The 20,636-nt window shown below is 62.8% G+C and carries 20 protein-coding genes and 1 pseudogene; 10 read left to right on the top strand and 11 right to left on the bottom strand.

Annotated features, from left to right (window positions below):
• Nucleotides 1–4: 4 nt before the first annotated feature.
• Nucleotides 5–478 carry a helix-turn-helix domain-containing protein gene (locus NKJ90_RS22025; RefSeq protein ID WP_023758235.1) on the bottom strand — a complete coding sequence of 158 codons (474 nt, stop codon included), beginning with the start codon at nt 476–478 and terminating at the stop codon, nt 5–7.
• Between the two features lie 79 nt (nt 479–557).
• Between NKJ90_RS22025 and NKJ90_RS22020 the strand changes: the two genes are divergently transcribed.
• From NKJ90_RS22020 to NKJ90_RS21990, 7 genes are all read left to right on the top strand, one after another.
• Nucleotides 558–1,403: a class I SAM-dependent methyltransferase gene (locus NKJ90_RS22020; protein WP_023758234.1), complete on the top strand. Its 846-nt coding sequence runs from the start codon at nt 558–560 to the stop codon at nt 1,401–1,403.
• 217 nt (nt 1,404–1,620) lie between these two features.
• Nucleotides 1,621–2,775 carry an ABC transporter substrate-binding protein gene (locus tag NKJ90_RS22015; RefSeq protein ID WP_023758233.1) on the top strand — a complete coding sequence of 385 codons (1,155 nt, stop codon included), beginning with the start codon at nt 1,621–1,623 and terminating at the stop codon, nt 2,773–2,775.
• 215 nt (nt 2,776–2,990) lie between these two features.
• Nucleotides 2,991–3,989 carry an ABC transporter ATP-binding protein gene (locus tag NKJ90_RS22010; protein ID WP_023758232.1) on the top strand — a complete coding sequence of 333 codons (999 nt, stop codon included), beginning with the start codon at nt 2,991–2,993 and terminating at the stop codon, nt 3,987–3,989.
• Between the two features lie 223 nt (nt 3,990–4,212).
• Nucleotides 4,213–5,178, top strand: a complete 966-nt coding sequence (locus NKJ90_RS22005; protein ID WP_023758231.1) for an ABC transporter permease — start codon at nt 4,213–4,215, stop codon at nt 5,176–5,178.
• The gene (locus NKJ90_RS22000; protein WP_023758230.1) at nt 5,168–5,983 is read left to right on the top strand and encodes an ABC transporter permease; all 816 of its coding nucleotides are present in this window, start codon (nt 5,168–5,170) and stop codon (nt 5,981–5,983) included. Before NKJ90_RS22005 ends, NKJ90_RS22000 begins: the two co-directional genes overlap by 11 nt.
• A gap of 103 nt (nt 5,984–6,086) precedes the next feature.
• Nucleotides 6,087–7,514, top strand: a complete 1,428-nt coding sequence (locus NKJ90_RS21995) for a gamma-aminobutyraldehyde dehydrogenase (RefSeq protein ID WP_023758229.1) — start codon at nt 6,087–6,089, stop codon at nt 7,512–7,514.
• A gap of 37 nt (nt 7,515–7,551) precedes the next feature.
• Nucleotides 7,552–8,037, top strand: a complete 486-nt coding sequence (locus NKJ90_RS21990; RefSeq protein ID WP_031259802.1) for an ester cyclase — start codon at nt 7,552–7,554, stop codon at nt 8,035–8,037.
• Nucleotides 8,038–8,168: 131 nt separating this feature from the next.
• Here the strand turns inward: NKJ90_RS21990 and NKJ90_RS21985 are convergent, their stop codons facing one another.
• From NKJ90_RS21985 to NKJ90_RS21945, 9 genes and pseudogenes are all read right to left on the bottom strand, one after another.
• Nucleotides 8,169–8,483, bottom strand: coding sequence for a hypothetical protein (locus NKJ90_RS21985; RefSeq protein ID WP_023758227.1), 315 nt, complete (start codon nt 8,481–8,483; stop codon nt 8,169–8,171).
• A 125-nt stretch (nt 8,484–8,608) separates the two neighbouring features.
• Complete coding sequence (locus NKJ90_RS21980; RefSeq protein ID WP_023758226.1) at nt 8,609–8,971, bottom strand: nuclear transport factor 2 family protein; 363 nt, start codon at nt 8,969–8,971, stop codon at nt 8,609–8,611.
• An 82-nt stretch (nt 8,972–9,053) separates the two neighbouring features.
• Nucleotides 9,054–9,182, bottom strand: a pseudogene (locus NKJ90_RS21975) (carboxymuconolactone decarboxylase family protein); the annotation flags it as partial.
• 332 nt (nt 9,183–9,514) lie between these two features.
• Complete coding sequence (locus NKJ90_RS21970; protein ID WP_023758224.1) at nt 9,515–9,826, bottom strand: formate dehydrogenase subunit delta; 312 nt, start codon at nt 9,824–9,826, stop codon at nt 9,515–9,517.
• Complete coding sequence (gene fdhD / locus NKJ90_RS21965; RefSeq protein WP_023758223.1) at nt 9,816–10,646, bottom strand: formate dehydrogenase accessory sulfurtransferase FdhD; 831 nt, start codon at nt 10,644–10,646, stop codon at nt 9,816–9,818. Before fdhD ends, NKJ90_RS21970 begins: the two co-directional genes overlap by 11 nt.
• Before the next feature lie 226 nt (nt 10,647–10,872).
• Nucleotides 10,873–13,785: a formate dehydrogenase subunit alpha gene (gene fdhF / locus NKJ90_RS21960; protein ID WP_023758222.1), complete on the bottom strand. Its 2,913-nt coding sequence runs from the start codon at nt 13,783–13,785 to the stop codon at nt 10,873–10,875.
• A gap of 10 nt (nt 13,786–13,795) precedes the next feature.
• Nucleotides 13,796–15,352: a formate dehydrogenase beta subunit gene (locus tag NKJ90_RS21955; RefSeq protein ID WP_023758221.1), complete on the bottom strand. Its 1,557-nt coding sequence runs from the start codon at nt 15,350–15,352 to the stop codon at nt 13,796–13,798.
• Complete coding sequence (locus NKJ90_RS21950) at nt 15,349–15,822, bottom strand: formate dehydrogenase subunit gamma (protein WP_502904929.1); 474 nt, start codon at nt 15,820–15,822, stop codon at nt 15,349–15,351. The genes NKJ90_RS21955 and NKJ90_RS21950 overlap by 4 nt, the downstream gene beginning before the upstream one ends.
• A 137-nt stretch (nt 15,823–15,959) precedes the next feature.
• Nucleotides 15,960–16,859 carry a LysR family transcriptional regulator gene (locus NKJ90_RS21945; protein WP_023758219.1) on the bottom strand — a complete coding sequence of 300 codons (900 nt, stop codon included), beginning with the start codon at nt 16,857–16,859 and terminating at the stop codon, nt 15,960–15,962.
• Nucleotides 16,860–17,010: 151 nt separating this feature from the next.
• On the opposite strand from NKJ90_RS21945, the gene NKJ90_RS21940 reads away from it, so the two are divergent.
• Nucleotides 17,011–17,652: a DUF47 domain-containing protein gene (locus NKJ90_RS21940; protein WP_023758218.1), complete on the top strand. Its 642-nt coding sequence runs from the start codon at nt 17,011–17,013 to the stop codon at nt 17,650–17,652.
• A 3-nt stretch (nt 17,653–17,655) separates the two neighbouring features.
• Nucleotides 17,656–18,660 (top strand): inorganic phosphate transporter, encoded by a 1,005-nt coding sequence (locus NKJ90_RS21935; RefSeq protein ID WP_023758217.1) that lies wholly within the window; start codon nt 17,656–17,658, stop codon nt 18,658–18,660.
• An 11-nt stretch (nt 18,661–18,671) separates the two neighbouring features.
• Here the strand turns inward: NKJ90_RS21935 and NKJ90_RS21930 are convergent, their stop codons facing one another.
• A complete protein-coding gene (locus NKJ90_RS21930; RefSeq protein ID WP_023758216.1) occupies nt 18,672–19,049 on the bottom strand; it encodes a VOC family protein in 378 nt (125 codons plus the stop codon).
• A 248-nt stretch (nt 19,050–19,297) separates the two neighbouring features.
• Here NKJ90_RS21930 and NKJ90_RS21925 point away from each other — a divergent pair, with 248 nt between their 5' ends.
• A complete protein-coding gene (locus tag NKJ90_RS21925; protein WP_023758215.1) occupies nt 19,298–20,482 on the top strand; it encodes an Mrp/NBP35 family ATP-binding protein in 1,185 nt (394 codons plus the stop codon).
• Nucleotides 20,483–20,636 lie beyond the last annotated feature (154 nt).

Here is a 20,636-nt window from a genome sequence, read left to right as displayed (position 1 = left end):
TGGCCTACTCCAAGTTGACGTCGCCAGTCTTGCGCTCGCGCCTTGTGACAGAGACCGCCTCCGCCTTGAACGGCCCGATTGGAGCAACCTCGAAGCGGCCGGCGCCGGCAAGCCTGACGGCGCGGCGGAACGTCGGACACTCCATCGGCCGGGCTGCCGGACATCGGGCGGCGTGACGCAAAGCCTCTCGGATCGCGGTCAGGCGCTGGATGGTTTGGTCAAGTTCGTTCGCCTTGGCATCCAGGCGCCCTCGATCCATTTTCGGCAGGCCGTCGGGCGTCAGCATCGCGGAAATCTCGTCCAGTGCAAATCCACCGGCGCGTCCAAGCGCGATCAAGGCGAGCCGTTCCAGGACGGCCGGGTCGAACAAGCGGCGCTGGCCGCGACGGCCGATCGAGGCAATGAGGCCCTTCTCCTCGTGGTAGCGAAGTGTCGAGGCGGGCACGCCGGTGCGGCGTGACACTTCGGCAATATCCATATCTTCTTGACCTCAAGTCGGCTTGAACTCGTAGAGTGCTCGCGACGAGCGGTGAGAGCAACAGCAAGTGAGGTCCGTTATGCCACAATCCGCGCAGCCAAACACACGGCAAGCCGCGCTCTGGAATGATGTCAGCGGAAAGGCCTGGGTCGAGATGCAGCCGATCCTCGACGAGGTACTGGCGCCGTTCGAGCGGCTGGTAGTCGATGCCGGCTCTCCCGGGGAAGGGGGCAATGTCCTGGACATCGGCTGCGGCGCCGGCGCTACAACTCTGGCGATGGCGCGCCTCGTGGGCAACGACGGACGTTGTGTTGGGCTTGACATCTCGCAGCCGCTTGTCGCCCTGGCGACGGAGCGCACGCGGCGGGAAGAGGTAGCAAACGCAAGTTTTGAAGTGGGCGATGCCCAGGCGTATGCATTCGAATCTGGGCACTTCGACGCTGTTGTCTCGCGCTTTGGTGTCATGTTCTTCGATGATCCCGTGGCCGCGTTCACCAACATAAGACGGGCCGCAAGGCGCGGTGGCAAACTCGCCTTTGTTGCTTGGCGCAGTCCAGTCGAGAATGATTTCATGACGACCGCTGCGCGAGCGGCTGCGCCTTTCCTGCCGCCCGCACCCGCGCCAGACCCCGATGCGCCGGGGCAGTTTGCCTTTGCCGACGGCGCCAAGGTGAAGCGGATCCTTGACGCCAGCGGCTGGGCATCAATCGAAGTCGAACAGGTGGACGTCCTGTGTCAGATCGCCCAAGACGATCTGATGACGTACGTCACCCGGCTAGGGTCGGTCGGCGCCGCGCTGCGCGAGGTTGACCGGGCAACGGCCGAAAAAATCACTACGGTGTTGCCTGCTGCGTTCGCGCCTTTCATGGAGGACGGTGAGGCTCGCTTCAATGCCGCCTGCTGGCTGGTGACGGCGCTGGCTTGAAGGGGGCGTCTGGCTATCGGTAAAACCGATATCGCCTTTCTGATAAATCAATTTGCGAAACCGGGTTTTTCACAGCACTTTCCGATTTCAGGGACAAGCCGCCATCAGAGCGGCATCAAGTCCAAACGGACGAACTGACTTTTTCAGGCTGCGCGTGACCCCTGGCGAGGACCGAAAACCGGCTTTCGCAGTCAAGCGCCAAAATGGGAGATCGACGATGAATTCATTCCTCAAGTCATGCACTGCCTTGACGATCGCGCTGACCTTCTCCGGCCAGGCCGTCGCCCAGGTCAAGGAACTTGGCAAGGGCGAAGGCCAGCTCAACATCGTGGCGTGGCCGGGCTACATCGAACGCGGCGAAACCGACAAGGGCTATGACTGGGTGACCTCTTTCGAGAAGGAAACCGGCTGCAAGGTAAACGTCAAGACGGCCAATACTTCCGACGAGATGGTCTCGCTGATGAACGAGGGTGGTTTCGACCTTGTCACCGCCTCAGGCGATGCCTCGCTGCGCCTCGTTGCCGGCAAGCGCGTGCAACCAATCAACACCGATCTCATCCCGAGCTGGAAAACGGTCGACGAGCGCCTCAAGGACGCGCCGTGGTTTACCGTCGGCGGCGTCCATTACGGCGTTCCCTACCAGTGGGGTCCCAACGTCCTGATGTACAACACCGACGTATTCAAGGAGGCTCCCAAGAGCTGGAATGTCGTCTTCGAGGAAATGAAGCTGCCGGATGGCAAATCCAACAAGGGGCGCGTGCAGGCCTATGATGGGCCGATCCACATCGCGGATGCGGCCAACTATCTGATGTTCCATAAGCCGGAACTCGGCATCAAGGATCCTTACGAACTGAATGAGGACCAGTACAAGGCAGCGCTCGACCTGCTGCGCGTCCAGCGCACCCTGGTCGGCCGCTACTGGCATGACGCAGCTATCCAGGTCGACGATTTCCAGAACGAAGGCGTCGTCGCTTCCGGTTCGTGGCCTTTCCAGGTCAATACGCTGGTCGCCGCCAAGAAGCCGATCGCCTCGACCATTCCGGAGGAGGGCGCCACCGGTTGGGCCGACACCACGATGATGGAAGCCGATTCGGCCAATCCCAACTGCGCCTATATGTGGATGGAACATTCGCTGTCGCCCAAGGTGCAGGGTGATGTCTCGGCCTGGTTTGGTTCGCTGCCCGTCGTGCCAGCCGCCTGCAAAGGCAATGAGCTTTTGACCGACGACGGCTGCAAGACCAACGGCTACGACAATTTCGACAAGATCAAGTTCTGGAAGACCCCGGTGTCGAAATGCACCACCCAGAACGACCAGTGCGTGCCCTATTACCGCTGGGTATCGGACTATATCGGCGTCATCGGCGGTCGTTAAGCGCTCTTACCCTCCCCCTTGTGGGGAGGGTCGACGCGCAGCGTCGGGGTGGGGTCCCGGACACGATTTTGCCTATGAGGCCGCCCCACCCGCGGCCTTTGCCGCGACCTCCCCCATCGAGGGGAGGTGTAGTGGCGCGCGAATTCGCCATCCCCTGCCAGGATTTGCAGGCGAGGTGATCGACAGAACTAAACCGGCAACAGACTGACAGCACCATGACATCAGCCGTTTCCTTCCAGAAAGCCTCGCGCTATTTCGGCAGCGTTCGCGCCGTCGACGCGGTCGATCTCGAGATCGCGCCGGGCGAATTCTTCGCCATGCTGGGGCCGTCCGGTTCCGGCAAGACCACCTGTCTGCGCCTCATCGCCGGTTTCGAGCAGCCGACCTCCGGTTCGATCTCGATCTTCGGCGAACGCGCCGAAGGCGTGCCGCCCTATCGCCGCAACGTCAACACCGTGTTTCAGGACTATGCACTGTTCCCGCATCTGAATGTGCTCGACAACGTCGCCTACGGGCTGATGGTCAAGGGCGCCGGCAAGGCTGAACGGCACAAGGCTGCGGAAGAGGCGCTGGCTCTGGTGCGGCTGCCCGGCTATGGCGCTCGCCGCCCCGGCCAGCTTTCCGGCGGCCAGCGCCAGCGCGTCGCACTCGCCCGCGCGCTGGTCAACCAGCCCAGGGTGCTGTTGCTCGACGAGCCGCTTGGCGCGCTCGACCTCAAATTGCGCGAGAACATGCAGGAGGAGCTGAAGTCGCTGCAGAAGGCCCTCGGCATCACCTTCGTCTTCGTCACCCACGATCAGGGCGAGGCGCTGTCGATGGCCGACCGCGTCGCCGTCTTCAATGACGGCAAGATCATGCAAATCGGTACGCCGGAGGATATCTACCAGCGGCCGAAGACCCGCTTCGTTGCCGATTTCGTCGGCTCATCCAATGTACTGCCGCCGGATTTCGTCCAGCGTTATTCCGGCCAGCATCGCTGGGGCAGCCTGCGCCCTGAATCCATTCGCGTCGGACGAGCGGCCAGTGGTGAAGGCGTGTCCGCCCGCCTCGTCTCGACCAATTATCTCGGCGCCACGACGAAGCTGGCACTCGACGCTGACGGGCTGCGGTTGCACGCCATCGTGCCGGTCGGCACGGCCTTGCCTGGGGAAGGCGAGGCGGTCGTGCTCACCTTCAACCGCGAGCACCTGCACCTGATGGATGAGCCGGCATGATGAAGGTTTGCGCGAAGCGCCCCCCTCTGTCCTGCCCGACATAACCCCCTCAAGGGGGGAGATCAGTAGCTTCCCGGCCTCGCCAATTCTGCCACGTAGGAGATTGGCGAAACCCGAATGGACAGCCAATCTCCCCCCTTGAGGGGGAGATGTCCGGCAGGACAGAGGGGGGCGCCGTAGAGCGCTACCTGTCTCATGATCTCCCGCAATACAGAGCGGCCCGATGACAATCGCCGCGCTCAACTCCAATCCCACCCCCGCCATCCTGCCGGGCAGCGGCGGCGTGCGCGGCGCACTGTCGGACCTCTTCTGGCGCAAGCCGAAGGTCCTGCTGCTGCTCATGCTGCTGCCACCGGTGCTGTGGCTCGGGATCGTCTATATCGGCTCGCTATTCGCTCTCCTGGCGCAGAGTTTTTTCTCCATCGACGAGTTTTCCGGCCTCATCAACCGAGAGTTCACGTTGAAGACCTATGCCGACCTGTTCCAGGCCGCCAATCTCGACATCATCCTGCGCACGGTGACGATGGCGGCTCTGGTCACGCTGGCCTCGGCCGTCGTCGCCTTCCCGATCGCCTACTACGCGGCGCGCTATGCGCGCGGCCGCTGGAAGGCGCTGTTCTACCTCGGCATCATGCTGCCGCTGTGGTCGAGCTACCTGGTCAAGATCTATGCCTGGAAGCTTATCCTGGCCAAGGAAGGAATCCTGACCTGGCTGCTCGCCAAGCTGCATCTGTCGTGGGTACTCGACGCCTGGCTGTCGCTGCCGGTCGTTGGCGGCAATTCGCTGTCGGTGTCGTTCACCGGCACCTTCATCGTCTTCGTCTATGTCTGGCTGCCTTTCATGATCCTGCCGGTACAGGCGGCGCTCGAGCGCGTGCCCGGCAATCTGGTCGAGGCATCGTCCGACTTGGGGGCTTCGCCGGGACAGACCTTCCGCAACGTGCTGTTCCCGCTGGCGTTGCCGGGCATAGTCGCCGGCTCGATCTTTACCTTTTCGCTGACGCTCGGCGACTACATCATCCCGCAGATCATCGGCACCTCGCGGCTGTTCATCGGCCAGGCGGTCTATTCGCAGCAAGGCACCGCCGGCAACATCCCGCTCGCCGCCGCCTTCACCGTGGTGCCGATCGTCATCATGGGATTCTATCTCTGGGGCGCCAAGCGCATGGGGGCCTTCGATGCGCTCTGATGGCTCGCAATCCGCGCCCCTCAGCCTGAAGGTGGCCGCCGCCTGCGGGCTGCTTTTCCTGCACCTGCCGATCCTGCTGATCTTCGTCTACGCGTTCACCACCGAAGAGAAGAGTTTCGTCTGGCCGCCGCCGGGGCTGACGACGCAATGGTTCGCCGTTACCTGGAACCGGCCCGACGTCTGGCAGGCGCTGTCGCTGTCGGTCAGGGTCGCGGCCATCTCGACGGCGATAGCGCTCGTCCTCGGCACGCTCTGTTCGGCGGCTGTGTCGCGGACGAAATTCTTCGGCCGCGAAACCATCTCGCTGCTGGTCATCCTGCCGATCGCGCTGCCCGGCATCATCACCGGCATTGCGTTGCGCTCGGCCTTTTCGCTGGCCGACATCCCGTTCTCGTTCTGGACGATCGTGCTAGGCCACGCCACCTTCTGCGTCGTCGTCGTCTACAACAACGCCGTCGCCCGCTTTCGCCGCACATCGGGCTCGATGATCGAGGCGTCGATGGATCTTGGTGCCGACGGCTTCCAGACCTTCCGCCATGTCGTGCTGCCCAACATCGCCACCGCGCTGCTGGCCGGCGGCATGCTGGCCTTTGCCTTGTCTTTCGATGAGGTCATCGTCACCACCTTCACCGCAGGCCAGCAGCAGACGCTACCGATCTGGATGCTGGAAGAGCTGATCCGTCCGCGCCAGCGCCCGGTCACCAACGTCGTCGCCATGGTCGTGGTGCTGGTGACGCTGCTGCCGATCCTTGCCGCCTATTACCTCACCCGCGACGGCGACCAGATCGCTGGAAGCGGGAAATGAAAAACAGCGAATAGGGAGTAGCGAATAGCGAATAGGGAAACCGACTGCCAAGACCTGCTCGCTGCTCGCTATTCGCTACTCGCTCCTGTTCAAGGAGAACCCGATGGAAACCCAGATGCTGATCGGCTCGAAATTCGAGAAGGGCACCGAAACCGAGGAACCCATCCTCAATCCGAAGACCGGGGCGACCATCCTCAACCTGCCCGAGGCCAGCCAGGCACAGATCGAGGCGGCGGTACTGGCGGCCGAAAAGGCGTTCTTCCTGTGGTCGCGCACCACGCCGGCGCAGCGCTCCGGCTATTTGCTTAAGATCGCCGACCGCATCGAGGCCGACGCCAAGGAGTTCGCCACGCTCGAGGCGCTCAATTGCGGCAAGCCGATCAATGCCGTGCTCAATGACGAAATCCCGGCGATCGTCGACTGCTACCGCTTCTTTGCCGGCGCCGTGCGCTCGATGCCGGGCGTCGTCGCCGGCGAATACATTCCCGGCCACACCTCGATGGTCCGCCGCGACGCAATCGGCATCGTCGCTTCCATCGCGCCGTGGAACTACCCGCTGATGATGATGGCCTGGAAAGTGGCGCCGGCGATCGCCGGCGGCAACACCGTCGTCTTCAAGCCGTCCGAGCAGACGCCGCTGACGGCCCTGAAACTGGCGAAAATCCTTGCCGAGATCCTGCCTGAAGGCGTGGTCAATGTCGTGCTCGGCCGCGGCGACAGTGTCGGCAACACGCTGATCAACCATCCCAAAGTCAACATGATCTCGATCACCGGCGACGTCGCCACCGGCAAGAAGGTGCTGCAGGCGGCCGCCAAGTCGGTCAAGCGCACCCATCTCGAACTCGGCGGCAAGGCGCCGGTCATCGTCTTCGACGATGCCGACCTCCGCTCGGTGGTTAACGGCCTGCGCGCCTTCGGCTACTACAATGCCGGCCAGGATTGCACCGCCGCCTGCCGCATCTATGCCGGCAAGAAGATCTACGACAAGCTTGTCGCCGATCTGTCCTCAGCCGTCTCGACCATCAAGTACAATCGCCCAGACGACACCGAAAACGAGATCGGGCCGCTGATCTCGCGCCGCCAGCGCGACCGTGTTTCGAGCTTCGTCGAGCGTGCCTCGGAACTGAAGCACATCGAGATCACCACCGGTGGCAAACCGGGCGAGGGCTCCGGATTCTATTACCAGCCGACCGTCGTTGCCGGCGCCCTGCAGGAAGACGAGATCGTGCGACGCGAAGTGTTCGGGCCGGTCGTCTCGATCACCCGTTTCACCGAAGTCGACGAGGCGGTAAACTGGGCGAATGACAGCGACTATGGCCTTGCATCCTCGGTGTGGACCAAGGACGTGTCCCGCGCTATGGCGACGGCTGCCCGCCTGCAATATGGCTGCACCTGGATCAACACCCATTTCATGCTGACCAACGAGATGCCGCATGGCGGACTGAAACAGTCCGGCTACGGCAAGGACATGTCGCTCTACGCGCTCGAGGACTACACCGCCGTCCGGCACGTGATGGTTGCGCATAGCTAGCGCTTGGAAATGCAAGCACTCAGAAGGAGGAATGACCATGCATCGCCGCCAGTTTCTGTCATCCGCAGCCATCGCTGGAGCACTGTTGGCCACTGGGCCATCCTTTGCTGCCGACACCGCCCAATCGGTCGTCGAAGCCTATCTCGCCGCCTGGAATGCCCATGATTCGACCAAGGCCGCCAGCTATTTCGCCGACGACGTCATCTACTACGATGCCTCGGTCGGCACCCCGGTCAAAGGCAAGGAAACCGCCAAGACCGGCGTCATCGACAACTTCCTCAAGGCCGTTCCTGATGCCGTCTGGACGATGAAGGGCGCGCCTGTGGTGGAAGGCGACCGCGTCTCCTTCGAATGGGAGTTTTCCGGCACTAACACAGGCGCTTGGGCCGATGGCACGGCCGCCACCGGCAAGAAATTTTCCTTCACCGGCGCTTCGATGTTCTCGATCAAGGACGGCAAGATAGCCACCCAGAGTGACTACTATGACGCGCTCGGCTTCTACAAGCAGCTTGGCCTGATGTAGAGGCACCGTTCGTGGGGAGCAGGAAGAACGGTTCGAAGGACCGGTATGACGCAGGGCCAACCTTTAAAAGCTGGCCTCTGCCCCGATCTGTCTGCCGGCATCTTCTTCCCGTAAGCGGCGAGAAGAGAGCACTACTCCACGATGCGGTAGATATTCCACAGGCTGGTGCCTGACACGACGTAGGGCTCCATCTCCTTGCCCCACTTGGCGTGCGCGTCGATCTTGCCGATCTTGGCGAAGAAAGCCTCCAATTGGGCCAGGCTCTCGACCTGGTGGTGCGACTCGACCGTCGCTTCCCGGGCGCCGATCGAGCCGGTCATAATCTTGAACTCAAGGTCGGCGAGTCCGACCTGCGAGCCGATCTCGCGTTCCCATTTCTTCAACAGGTCGAGCACGGTCTGCTTGTGTCCGAACTTGGCGTCGATCTGCCATCTGGCGCTGAACATTGTCTTCTCCTCCGGGGTTGCGGCCGGGGCATGATCCAGAAAAGTGGAATCCGATCGGGATCAGGCACCAGCACTGAAACAGAGCCCATCCCGATTCAATCGGGATGGGCAGCTTCGCCGTTGACCTACTCGTCCCATGCCTGCACGACGGTCTGCCGTGCAATCAGCCCATTCTTCAGCTCCAGCGTCGCCGCGCAGAACACCTTGGTGCCGTCCGGATAGGCGCAGGCTTGCGTGAAGGCGAGGTTGTCGCCCTCGGCGATGGTGGTTTCGACCTTATGGGTCATCGCACGGCTGCAGATGTCGTCCCAGAACGTGCTTATCGCCGCGCGCCCGCGAATTTCACGCGGCTTGCTCGGTGGGTTGTTGCGGTCGATCACCCGCACCAGCGCGTCGTCGGCATAGAAGCTCGACAGCATCCTGCCATCACGGCCTTCGATAGCCTTCTTGATCGACGCGCCATTCACTGTTTGGGTCTTGGTCAGCATTTCATGCTCCATTGGCCCGTCTTCCGACGGGCGGTTGATGGTCGAAGTGCTGCCCGGCGTTCATCGCCGGGCAGTGATTTCTTCACTGCGACTTCGCCTTGACGGCGGCGAACAGGTCGTCGGTCTGCTTCTTGAAGGTGGCGAGATCGACCTGGCTGCCATTGAGCATCGTCGACCAGTGGCGCACGATCGCCGCCATCGCCACCGCCTCCACGCGGTCCACCTCGGTCACGGCGCTTGTCGAACAGGATCAGCCGCGAGAAGGCCGAGAGCCGTTTCAAGAGGCGGCTATAGCCTTCGTCTTCCCACTGCAGGTCGAGGTTGGAAATGAAGCCCGGCACGAAGACGAGATCGAACGGCCCCTGCCCGACCACCTGATAGGCGAGCCGCACATCGCCGCTGCGAGCGTATCGGGTCTCGATCGGCCTCACGAGGTTTTCCGCCTGGCCTGACGATTTCTGGTCGTAAACCATAGCAGAGCAACGCCGATCGGGGCAGCCCAAACCTTAGCGATAAGGAATATACGCCGGCGTGGCTCGACGATTATTTTTGCGAGGCGGCGATGTCGGCCGGAGAAGCCTTGAGCCCGAGCCTGATGTCGGCCTCGGCTGGTGTGATCGGTCGCTTGATCCTGGCGGAGGCAGCAACCACCAACTCGTTGAAATCCGCGGTGCCGCCGTCCAGCATCTCGAAGAACTGCCGCCGCATTCTCGGCTCCCAGAACTTGTTGATGTGCTCTGCGACGCCGGCAATGCCTTCCTCGCGCGGCTTGGAATGGAAAAAATCGGCGATCTGGTTCGCCATGCGCACCAGCTTCTCGCTGGTGCTCATGATGTGTTCTTCGTCATGCGACATGCTTGGCAACTCCGCAAACCACCCGGTCGGGGTGGGTGAAAATATCAAAATCGTCGCCGCGAACCAGCGCCACCAGCGTCATGCCAGCCTCTTGCGCCGTGCGGATGGCCAATGCGGTCGGCGCCGAGACGGCGATGATGAAGGCCGAGCCGATAGAAGCCGCCTTCTGCACCATTTCGACCGAAACGCGCGACGTCACCACGACAGCACCGGATGCGCCGTCGATGCCGGCCTTGGCCAGCGCGCCAGCCAGCTTGTCCAGCGCATTGTGACGGCCGACATCTTCGCGCGCCATGACGATGCCCTTGCCGGGCACATAGAAGCCGGCGGCATGCACCGCTCCGGTCTCGCTGTGCAGAGGCTGCACTTTCGACAGAAGCTTGACCGAGGCGGCGATATCGTCGGCATCGAGCGTAAGCTTCGACGCACTAACCGCATTGACCGAGCGCATTGCTTCTTCGATGGATTCGATGCCGCAGAGCCCGCAGCCAACCGGGCCGGCCAATCGCCTGCGCCGCGCCTCGAAGCGCGTATTGGCGGTGTCCTTCAACCGGATCTGGATGTCGATGCCGGCGCCATGGTCCTCGACCTCGATCGCTTCGATCTCGTCGGGCTGCGCAATGATGCCTTCGGTTAGCGAGAAACCGAGCGCGAAATCCTCGAAATCGGCTGGGCTCGCCATCATCACCGCATGCGTGGTGCCGGCGAAGGAGAACGCAACCGGCGTCTCTTCCGGCACCATGCGGTCGGCTGCGGCGGTGCCGCTGGCGCGGTGCGCGAGACGGGAAATCTGGCTGATTGGCTGGCGTTGGCGGGTCACGCAGCACGCCCCTCTGGCCTGCCGGAAAAGCCGTCCCCCACTCCGTCGCTGCTGCGCAGCGCCACCTCTCCCCCCTCCGGAGGGAGAGGAAGGGCGCCTCCCGGCAAAGGCTCGCGCCTTTCCTCTCCCCCGTCGATCGGGGGAGAGGTGTCGAGCGAAGCTCGACGGAGTGGGGGTCGACCAACCGTCGAGATTGAAGCTCTTGCTGTCGAATGCCTCGACACAGCTACTCCGCCGCTTCCAGTTTCGCGATGCGACGGCTCTGCTTGGCTTGCTCGTCATAGTCGCGCTGCCATTCCGACGGCCCGTTCGAGGCGCCGACCTGCACCGCCGTCACCTTGTATTCCGGGCAGTTGGTCGCCCAGTCGGAGAAGTCGGTGGTGATGACGTTGGCCTGCGTGTCCGGATGATGGAACGTCGTGTAGACGACGCCTGGCGACACCCGGTCCGTGATCAGCGCGCGCAGCGTCGTCTCGCCCGAGCGGCTGGTCAGCCGGACCCAGTCGCCGTCGCGCAGTCCGCGGTTCTCGGCATCGTGCGGGTGGATCTCCAGCCGGTCCTCGCCGTGCCACATGATGTTATCGGTGCGCCTGGTCTGCGCTCCGACATTGTACTGCGAAAGGATGCGGCCGGTGGTAAGCAGCAGCGGGAAGCGCGGGCCGGTCCTCTCGTCCGTCGCCACATATTCGGTGCGGATGAACTTGCCCTTGCCGCGCACGAACCCATCGATGTGCATGATCGGGGTGCCGAGCGGTGCCTTCTCATTGCAGGGCCATTGCACGGATCCGACACGGTCGAGCAAGTCGAAGGAAACGCCGGCGAAGCTTGGCGTCGTCATCGCGATCTCATCCATGATCTCGGAAGGATGCCGATAGTTCCAGTCCAGCCCGATCGCGCGGGCAAGCTCCTGCGTCGCCTCCCAATCGGCATAGCGCGCCTTCGGCTCCAGAACCTTGCGCACCATGTTGATGCGGCGCTCCGCGTTGGTGAAGGTGCCGTCCTTCTCCAGGAAGGTCGAGCCCGGCAGGAAGACATGGGCGTAGTTCGCCGTCTCGTTGAGGAAGAGGTCGTGCACGACGACGCATTCCATGGCGGCCAGCCCGGCGGCGACATGCTTGGTGTCGGGGTCGGACTGAAGAATGTCCTCACCTTGGATGTAGATGCCCTTGAAGCTGCCGTCGACGGCGGCATCCAGCATATTGGGGATGCGCAGGCCGGGCTCGTCGTCCAGTTTCACACCCCACAAGGTCTCATAGATGTCGCGCACGGCTTCGCCGGAGATATGGCGATAGCCGGGCAGTTCGTGCGGGAAGGAGCCCATGTCGCAGGAGCCCTGCACATTGTTCTGGCCACGCAGCGGGTTCACGCCGACGCCCGGCCGGCCGATATTGCCGGTGGCCATGGCGAGATTGGCGATCGCCATCACCGTGGTTGAACCCTGGCTGTGTTCCGTCACCCCGAGGCCGTAGTAGATCGCGCCGTTGCCGCCGGTGGCGTAGAGTCGGGCCGCGCCGCGGATCGCCTCTGGATCGACGCCGGACAGCTTGCCGACGGTTTCCGGGCTGTTCTCCGGCAGGGCGACGAACGACGCCCAATCCTGGAACTCCGTCCAGTCGCAGCGTTCGCGGATGAAGGCTTCGTCGAAAAGACCTTCGGTGACGATGACATGTGCAAGCGCCGTCAGCACGGCCACATTGGTGCCGGGCTTCAGCGGCAGATGATAATCCGCTTCGATATGTGCCGACTTGACCATCTCGGTGCGCCGCGGATCGAGCACGATCAGCCTGGCGCCCTGGCGCAGCCGCTTCTTCAGCCGCGAGGCGAACACCGGATGGGCCGAAGCGGGATTGGCACCGATGACGACGGCGACGTCGGTGTAATCGACGGAGTCGAAATCCTGCGTGCCGGCAGAGGTGCCATAGGTCTGGCCGAGCCCGTAGCCCGTCGGCGAATGGCAGACGCGTGCGCAGGTGTCGACATTGTTGTTGCGGAAGCCCTGTCGCACCATCTTCTGGACGAGATAGGTTTCCTCGTTGGTGCAGCGCGACGAGGTGATGCCGCCGATCGCGGTGCGTCCGTACTGGTACTGGATGCGGCGAAATTCCTTGGCCGTGTGGGCGATCGCCTCTTCCCAGCTCACCTCGCGCCATGGATCGGTGATTTTTTCCCGGATCATCGGTGACAGGATGCGGTCCTTGTGGGTGGCGTAGCCATAAGCGAAACGGCCCTTCACACAGGAATGGCCGTGGTTCGCCTTGCCCTCCTTGTAGGGCATCATGCGAATGACCTCGTCTCCCTTCACTTCGGCCTTGAACGAGCAGCCGACGCCGCAATAAGCGCAGGTGGTGACGGCCGAGCGTTCCGGCAGGCCCTTGGCAAGCACCGTTTTCTCGCGCAGCGCATCGGTCGGACAAGCCTGCACGCAGGCTCCGCAGGAAACGCATTCCGAATCGATGAATGCCTCGTGCATTCCCGCCGAGACCCTGGATTCGAAACCACGGCCCTCGATGGTCAGCGCAAAAGTGCCCTGGACCTCCTCGCAAGCCCGCACGCAGCGCGAGCAGACGATGCATTGCGAGGCGTCATAGGTGAAATAGGGATTGGACTCATCGCGGGCGATGTAATCGACCGCCAGCGAGCCGTGGCCAGGCGCCACGCCACCTTCCGGCTTGACGTGGTTGCGGCCCTCGATGCCGTAGCGGTTCTCGGTCAGGCCGATCGACTTCGCCACCGCATCGAATTCGCTGACGCCGGTTCCGGCCTTCTCGTTCCAGCCAGTCGGATGGTCGGAGACGTAGAGTTCCATGACACCGCGGCGAATGGCGTCGAGCCGCTCGGTCTGCGTACGCACCACCATGCCCTCGCCGACGGGTGTCGTGCAGGAGGCCGGCGTGCCGCCGCGCCCTTCGATCTCGACAAGGCAGATACGGCACGAACCGAAGGAGTCCAGCATGTCGGTGGCGCAAAGCTTCGGGATCTCGACCCCGCCTTCCATCGCGGCACGCATGATCGAGGTGCCTTCCGGGACGGTGATGCTGCGGCCGTCGACGTTCAGCGTGACCTGCTTCTGCGCCTTCGATTCCGGGGTTCCGTAGTCGATCTCTTCGACGAGGGACGGGAAGTCGGCCTTGATGTTCATCTGCCAGCTCCTATTCAGCAGCCACGCGCACGGGCGCGGGCTTGAAGTCGTCGGGGAAATGGGTGATCGAGCTCATGACAGGGTAGGGCGTGAAGCCGCCCAGCGCGCACAGCGAGCCGAATTTCATCGTGTTGCAGAGGTCGGTGACCAGAGCGAGGTTCTTCTCCGGTTCGATGCCCGCGGCAATTCTGTCGATGGTCTCGACGCCGCGCGTCGAGCCGATGCGGCATGGCGTGCACTTGCCGCAACTTTCGATGGCGCAGAATTCCATCGCAAAGCGGGCCTGTTTCAACATGTCGGCGGTGTCGTCGAACACCACGATGCCGGCATGGCCGATCAGCCCGTCCTTGGCCGCGAAGGCCTCATAATCGAACGGCGTGTCGAACAGCGCGCGCGGGAAATAGGCGCCGAGCGGTCCGCCGACCTGCACAGCCTTGACGGGACGCCCCGTGGCCGTGCCGCCGCCGATCTCGTCGACGATCTCGCCGAGCGTCATGCCGAAAGCGGCTTCGAACAGGCCGGCATATTTGACATTGCCGGCGATCTGGATCGGGATCGTGCCGCGCGAGCGGCCCATGCCGAAATCCTTGTAGAAGGCCGCACCCTTGTCCATGATGATAGGCACCGAAGCCAGCGAGATGACGTTGTTGATCACCGTCGGCTTGCCGAACAGCCCCTTGTGAGCCGGCAGCGGTGGTTTTGCCCGGACCATGCCGCGCTTGCCTTCGAGCGAGTCCAGCAGCGCCGTCTCCTCGCCACAGACATAGGCGCCTGCGCCAACCCGGATCTCCATGTCGAAAGCATGGGCCGAACCCAGCACGCTGGCGCCAAGAACACCGGCCTTGCGGGCGATCTCGACGGCCTTGTTCATCACCGCCACCGCATGCGGATATTCAGAGCGGACATAGACAAAGCCCTTGGTCGCGCCCGTGGCTATACCGGCAATCGTCATGCCTTCGATCAGCACGAAGGGATCGCCCTCCATGATCATGCGGTCGGCGAAGGTGCCTGAATCGCCTTCGTCGGCGTTGCAGACGATGTATTTGCGGTCGCCTGATGTATCGAGCACCGTCTTCCACTTGATGCCGGTCGGGAAGCCCGCGCCGCCGCGCCCGCGCAGCCCGGATTCGGTCACCTCGGCGACAATGGCGGCCGGCGTCAGTCCCAGCGCATTCGTCAGTCCATTCAACCCGCCATATTTCTTGTAGGATTCGAGCGACAGCGGATCCGTGACGCCGCAGCGTGCGAAGGTCAATCGCGTCTGCTTGGCCAGGAAGGGGATTTTGTCCGGCACGCCCAGCCAGCGTTTGTGATGGCCGCCGGTGAGGAAGCCGCTGTCGAACAGGCTTTTGACGTCAGACGGCTTGACCGGTCCATAAGCGACCCGGCCATTGGCGGTCGCCACTTCGACCATCGGTTCGAGGAAGTAAGCCCCGCGCGAGCCGTTGCGCACGATTTTGGCTTCGATGCCGCGTTCGGCAAGCTCACTTGCGATCGCCTTCGCGACTTTTTCGGCACCCAGCGCCAGCGCGCCGGAGTCGCCGGGAATGTAGATACGCGGGATCATGAGCGCACCTCGGCAACGATTTCGTCGAGCTTTTCGTCATCGAGCCGCCCGATCACCTGGCCATCGAGCATTGCGGCGGGCGAACAGGCGCACAAGCCCAGGCAATAGACCGGCTCCAGCGTCACCGAACCGTCGCGGGCCGTCTCATGGAAGCCGATGCCAAGCAACTGTTTAAGTTTGGCGGCGATGGCGTCCGAACCCATCGACTGGCAGGATTCCGCCTGGCAGAGCTTCAGCACATGCCGGCCGGCGGGGTGGCTGCGATAATCATGGTAGAAGCTGACGACGCCGTGCACCTCGGCCCTGGAGATATTCAGCGCCTCGGCAATGACCGGCAGCGCATCCTTGGGCACATGGCCGAACTCTTCCTGGATGCCGTGAAGGATCGGCAGCAGCGGGCCTTCGAGGCCCTTCAACTCCTGGATGATCGCGGCTGTGCGCGATGTGATCTCGGTACTTGCAGGCTGCATCGTCAAGCAGCGCCCTCCCTGGTCGATAGCTTTTATCGCTAAGCCGTTACAAAATCAGAGGAAACCCGCTGAATCAATAAAGCTGTTTCGTTGATTGATAGAAAATTTCTATCAGTCCTCCATCCAGCATTGTTAGCCTAGCGGTGGGCGTGGAAATCGTCCGCCAGCGCCATCGCCTCGTCCAACAGCGCCGAGACCAGCGGCGTGTGCGGTTCGCGCGGCGCCGCCACCAGGCCGACCGTGTGGCTGGCGTCCGGTTCGACGATCGGAATGGCCCGGATCGGTTCGGAAAAGCCGAATGTTTCCGTGAGGTTGAGTGGCATGATTGACGACCATTTGCCGGTCCGGATATGTGAAAACAGCACGATCATCGAGTTGGATTCCAGCGTCGGCCGCACCTGCACGCCGGCTTCGGCCAGATGCTGGTCGATGATACGGCGGTTCTGCATGTCCGGCGTCAACAGGCACAGCGGCAGGCTTGAGAGCTCCGCCCATGTCACTTTGTCGCGATCGGAATAGGGATTTCCCATCGCGGTGATCAGTTGATAGCGCTCGTCATAGAGCGGCACGCTGGTCACTCGTCCCAGCGGCTCATTGTCGAGATAGGTGATGCCGGCATCGATGTCGAAATTGCCAAGCAGCGACAGCACCTCGATGGAGGTTCGCGACAGCACCGAAAAGGTGACGCCCGGATGCTTTGCCCGAAACGGCGTCGTCAGCCGCGCCACCATGGCCAGAGCCGTCGGGATGGCGGCGATGCGGATGCGGCCCGAAAGACCGTAGCGCGCAGCGCGCATCTCCTCGCGCATGGTGCGGGTGTCGCCGACGATCCGGCGCGCCCACACCAGGACCTGTTTTCCCTCCGGCGTCAGCCCCTGGAAGCGCGAGCCGCGCAAAACCAGCATCACCCCGAGCTGGCCCTCCAGCTGCTTGATGCCGGCCGACAGCGTCGGCTGGGTCACGCCGCACAATTCCGCCGCCCGGCCGAAATGCTCCTCCCTGGCCAGCGCAATGAAGAATTCCAGCTTGTCGATCATGCGATCTTTCCGGTCGTTCGACGCAAGGTCGGGGAAATCGCATTTTATCGCAAGCGCCATGCGCAATTGGCCTGCATCCACATCTTTAAGCCGGCTAGCTGTTCCCCCCGGCTGAATGCGGCGCTATGTGGATGAAACTGGGAGATCGACCATGCTGGGCTGGTTCCGCAAGCTTTTGCCGCGCGAAGATCGCTTCTTCGAACTGTTCGAACGACATTCCCGCACGGTGGTCGGCGGCGCCGAGGCGCTGGAGCAGCTTCTCCAGGGCAAGGACATCGAGCGCTGGTGCCAGAAAATCATCGATCTCGAAGACGAAGCCGACCATATCACCGCGGAAGTGCTGCTGGCGGTGCGGCGCTCCTTCATCACGCCTTTCGATCGCGGCGACATCAAGGACCTGATCCAATCGATGGATGATGCCATCGACATGATGCACAAGACGGTCAAGACGGTGAGGCTGTTCGAAAAGAAGGAATTCGATCCGCTGATGCAGGAAATGGGCGGCGTCATCGTCGCCGCCGCCAAGTTGGTGGCCGAGGCGATTCCGCTGCTCAGCAAGGTTGGTGCGCACACCGTGCGCCTCAATGCCATCGCCGAAGAGGTCATGCGCGTCGAAAGCCGGGCCGATGATCTGCACGAGCAGGGTTTGAAGGATCTCTTCAGGAAGCATGGCAGCAGCGACCCGATGGCCTACCTGATTGGCTCAGAGATCTATGGCCAGCTGGAAAAGGTGGTCGATCGCTTCGAGGACGTCGCCAACGAGATCAGCGGCATCGTCATCGAGAATGTTTAGGTGATGGAAGCCACCATTGCCTTTCCCGTGCTGGTCGGCCTCGTCGTCGTCGCGCTGTTCTTCGATTTTCTCAACGGCCTGCACGACGCGGCCAACTCCATCGCCACCATCGTGTCCACCCGGGTGCTGAGGCCGCAATATGCGGTGTTGTGGGCAGCCTTCTTCAATTTCATTGCCTTCATGTTCTTCGGCCTCCACGTCGCCGAGACAGTGGGAAAGGGTATCGTCGACGTCAGCGTCGTCACGCCGGCGGTGATTTTCGCCGCCCTTGTCGGCGCCATCGTCTGGAACATCGTAACCTGGATGGTCGGCATTCCGTCGAGCAGCTCGCATGCGTTGATCGGCGGTCTTGTCGGTGCCGGGGTAGCGAAGGCCGGGCTCGGTGCCATCGTCTGGACGGGACTCGGCAAGACTGTCGCTGCTATCGTCGTGTCGCCGGCGACCGGCTTTGTCTTGGCGCTCGTCCTGATCCTGACCGTTTCCTGGCTCTTCGTGCGCCAGTCGCCGTTTGCGGTCGACAGCACCTTCCGCGTCCTGCAGTTCTTTTCCGCCTCGCTCTATTCGCTCGGGCATGGCGGCAACGACGCCCAGAAAACCATGGGCATCATCGCCGTGCTGCTCTATTCGCAAGGCATGCTCGGCGCGACTTTCTATGTGCCGCTGTGGGTCGTACTCACCTGTCAGTCGGCGCTGGCCCTCGGCACCCTGTTCGGCGGCTGGCGTATCGTTCACACCATGGGCTCGAAGATCACCCGGCTGAATCCGATGCAGGGTTTTTGCGCCGAGACCGGTGGTGCCATCACCCTGTTTGCCGCCACCTGGCTCGGAGTTCCCGTTTCGACCACGCACACCATCACCGGCGCCATCATAGGCGTTGGCGCCGCTCGCCGGGTCTCGGCGGTGCGCTGGGGCATTGCCAGCAGCATCGTCATCGCCTGGATCGTCACCTTGCCGGCAACCGCTATGATCTCGGCGCTCACCTACCTCGCTGTCGGCCTGGCGAGGTGACGTGAAGACATCTACCTGTTCACAAGGTTCAGGATGTTGCCGTCTGGGTCCTTGAACCAGACGACCTTCATGCCGGAGCCGACATAGACGTCGCCCTCCAGTGTCAAGCCCGGCATATCATAGTGCTCGAAGCTGACGCCCTTCGACTTCAGCGCCTTGACGACATTGCCGATCTCGTCGCCCACGGTCCACGTCACCGCTGTTGCCTTGTTGGTTCCGGCATATTGGGAATGATAGACATTGATGGCTGTGTCGCCGCTTTTATACACGATCAGTTCACCGCCCTCATCGTGCACCTGCTTCAGGCCAAGCGTTCCCTCATAGAAAGCCTTGGCTTTCGCGAGATCCTTCACCGCGAGGTTGGCCGTTGCGTTGAAGTTTGCGAGCATGATGATCTCCTTCCCTGGTTGTTGTGCTCACCATGGTCATGCAGATAGGTCGCACCGGCAGATTGGCGACCGTCAACTTGCTGGAGTGATCGGTCACCTTGGCTGCCGTTTTCCGCGGATGCATTCGATCAGGCGATCAGACAGGCCTCGTCGTTTTTCCGGGCACGCCGAGGCAGCTGTTGCTCCACGGCTTGGTTCTGTCCGGAAACTGCATTATCTGAAGCCCTGAACGTCCAAGGAAAAATATCATGTCCGCCGTCCAGCAGAACGTCACCAAGGAAATCGTCACCGAGCGTCTGAAGACGGTCAACGGGCCGGATTTCACCGGCAACATCGTCGACCTCGGCATGGTTTCGGAGATTTTCATCGCCGACGGGAAGGTCTTCTTCTCGATTACCGTTCCCGCCGCCCGCGCCCAGGAGATGGAGCCGCTGCGTGCCGCCGCCGAACGTGTCGTCAAGGCGATCCCCGGTGTCGCCGGCGCCGTCGTCGCCCTGACGGCCGAAAAGAAGGGCGGCGGCATGGAGGCTCCGGTCCCGTCGCGCCCCGCACCCAGGCCGGCTCCGCCCGCTGCTGCGCCGCGTGCTACCCCGCACGCGCCGGCCTCGCACAGCTCCGGCAAACGCGGCGTGCCCGGCATAGAGGCAATCATTGCCGTTGCTTCCGGCAAGGGCGGCGTCGGCAAGTCGACCACCGCCGTCAACATCGCGCTCGGCCTCGCCGCCAACGGCCTGCGCGTCGGCGTGCTCGACGCCGACATCTACGGCCCATCCATGCCGCGGCTGCTCAATATTCATGGCCGGCCGCAGACCGTCGATGGCAAGATCTTGAAACCGATGGAGAATTACGGCCTGAAGGTGATGTCGATGGGCTTCCTCGTCGATGAGGAAACGCCGATGATCTGGCGCGGCCCGATGGTGATGTCGGCACTGACGCAGATGCTGCGCGAGGTCGAATGGGGCCGGCTCGACGTGCTCGTCGTCGACATGCCGCCCGGCACCGGCGACGCGCAGCTGACCATGGCCCAGCAGGTGCCGCTGGCCGGCGCCGTCATCGTCTCGACGCCGCAGGATCTGGCCCTGATCGACGCACGAAAAGGCCTCAACATGTTCAAGAAGGTCGACGTGCCGCTGCTCGGCATCGTCGAAAACATGAGTTATTTCGTCGCGCCGGACACCGGCAAACGCTACGACATCTTCGGCCATGGCGGCGCCCGTCGCGAGGCCGAGCGTCTCGGCGTCACCTTCCTCGGCGAAGTGCCGCTCGAGATGGGCATCCGCGAAAGCTCGGATGCCGGCGCGCCGGTTGTCGTCTCGAAGCCCGACGGCGCCGAGGCGAAAGTCTACCGCGACATCGCTTCGAAGGTTTGGGACCGGGTCAACGAAGAGCGTGGTGCCGCTGCTGCGGCGGTGCCGAGCATCGTGTTCGAGTAGCACGGATATCCCTCCCCCTTGAGGGGAGGGTGGCCCGAAGGGCCGGGTGGGGTCCGCGGTGACGCGCTCCAACTTGTCGAAGGTCGAGGCAGTTCAGTTAGTTAAGGCAGCTGAGGCGACCCCTCCCGCCTCGCTTTGCGAGGCGACCTCCCCT

It is taken from the genome of Mesorhizobium sp. M0051 (genome assembly GCF_040323235.1).
Classification (GTDB): domain Bacteria; phylum Pseudomonadota; class Alphaproteobacteria; order Rhizobiales; family Rhizobiaceae; genus Mesorhizobium.
The sequence above is the reverse complement of the archived record's forward strand: the minus strand, read 5'-3'. Positions and strand labels throughout refer to the sequence as shown.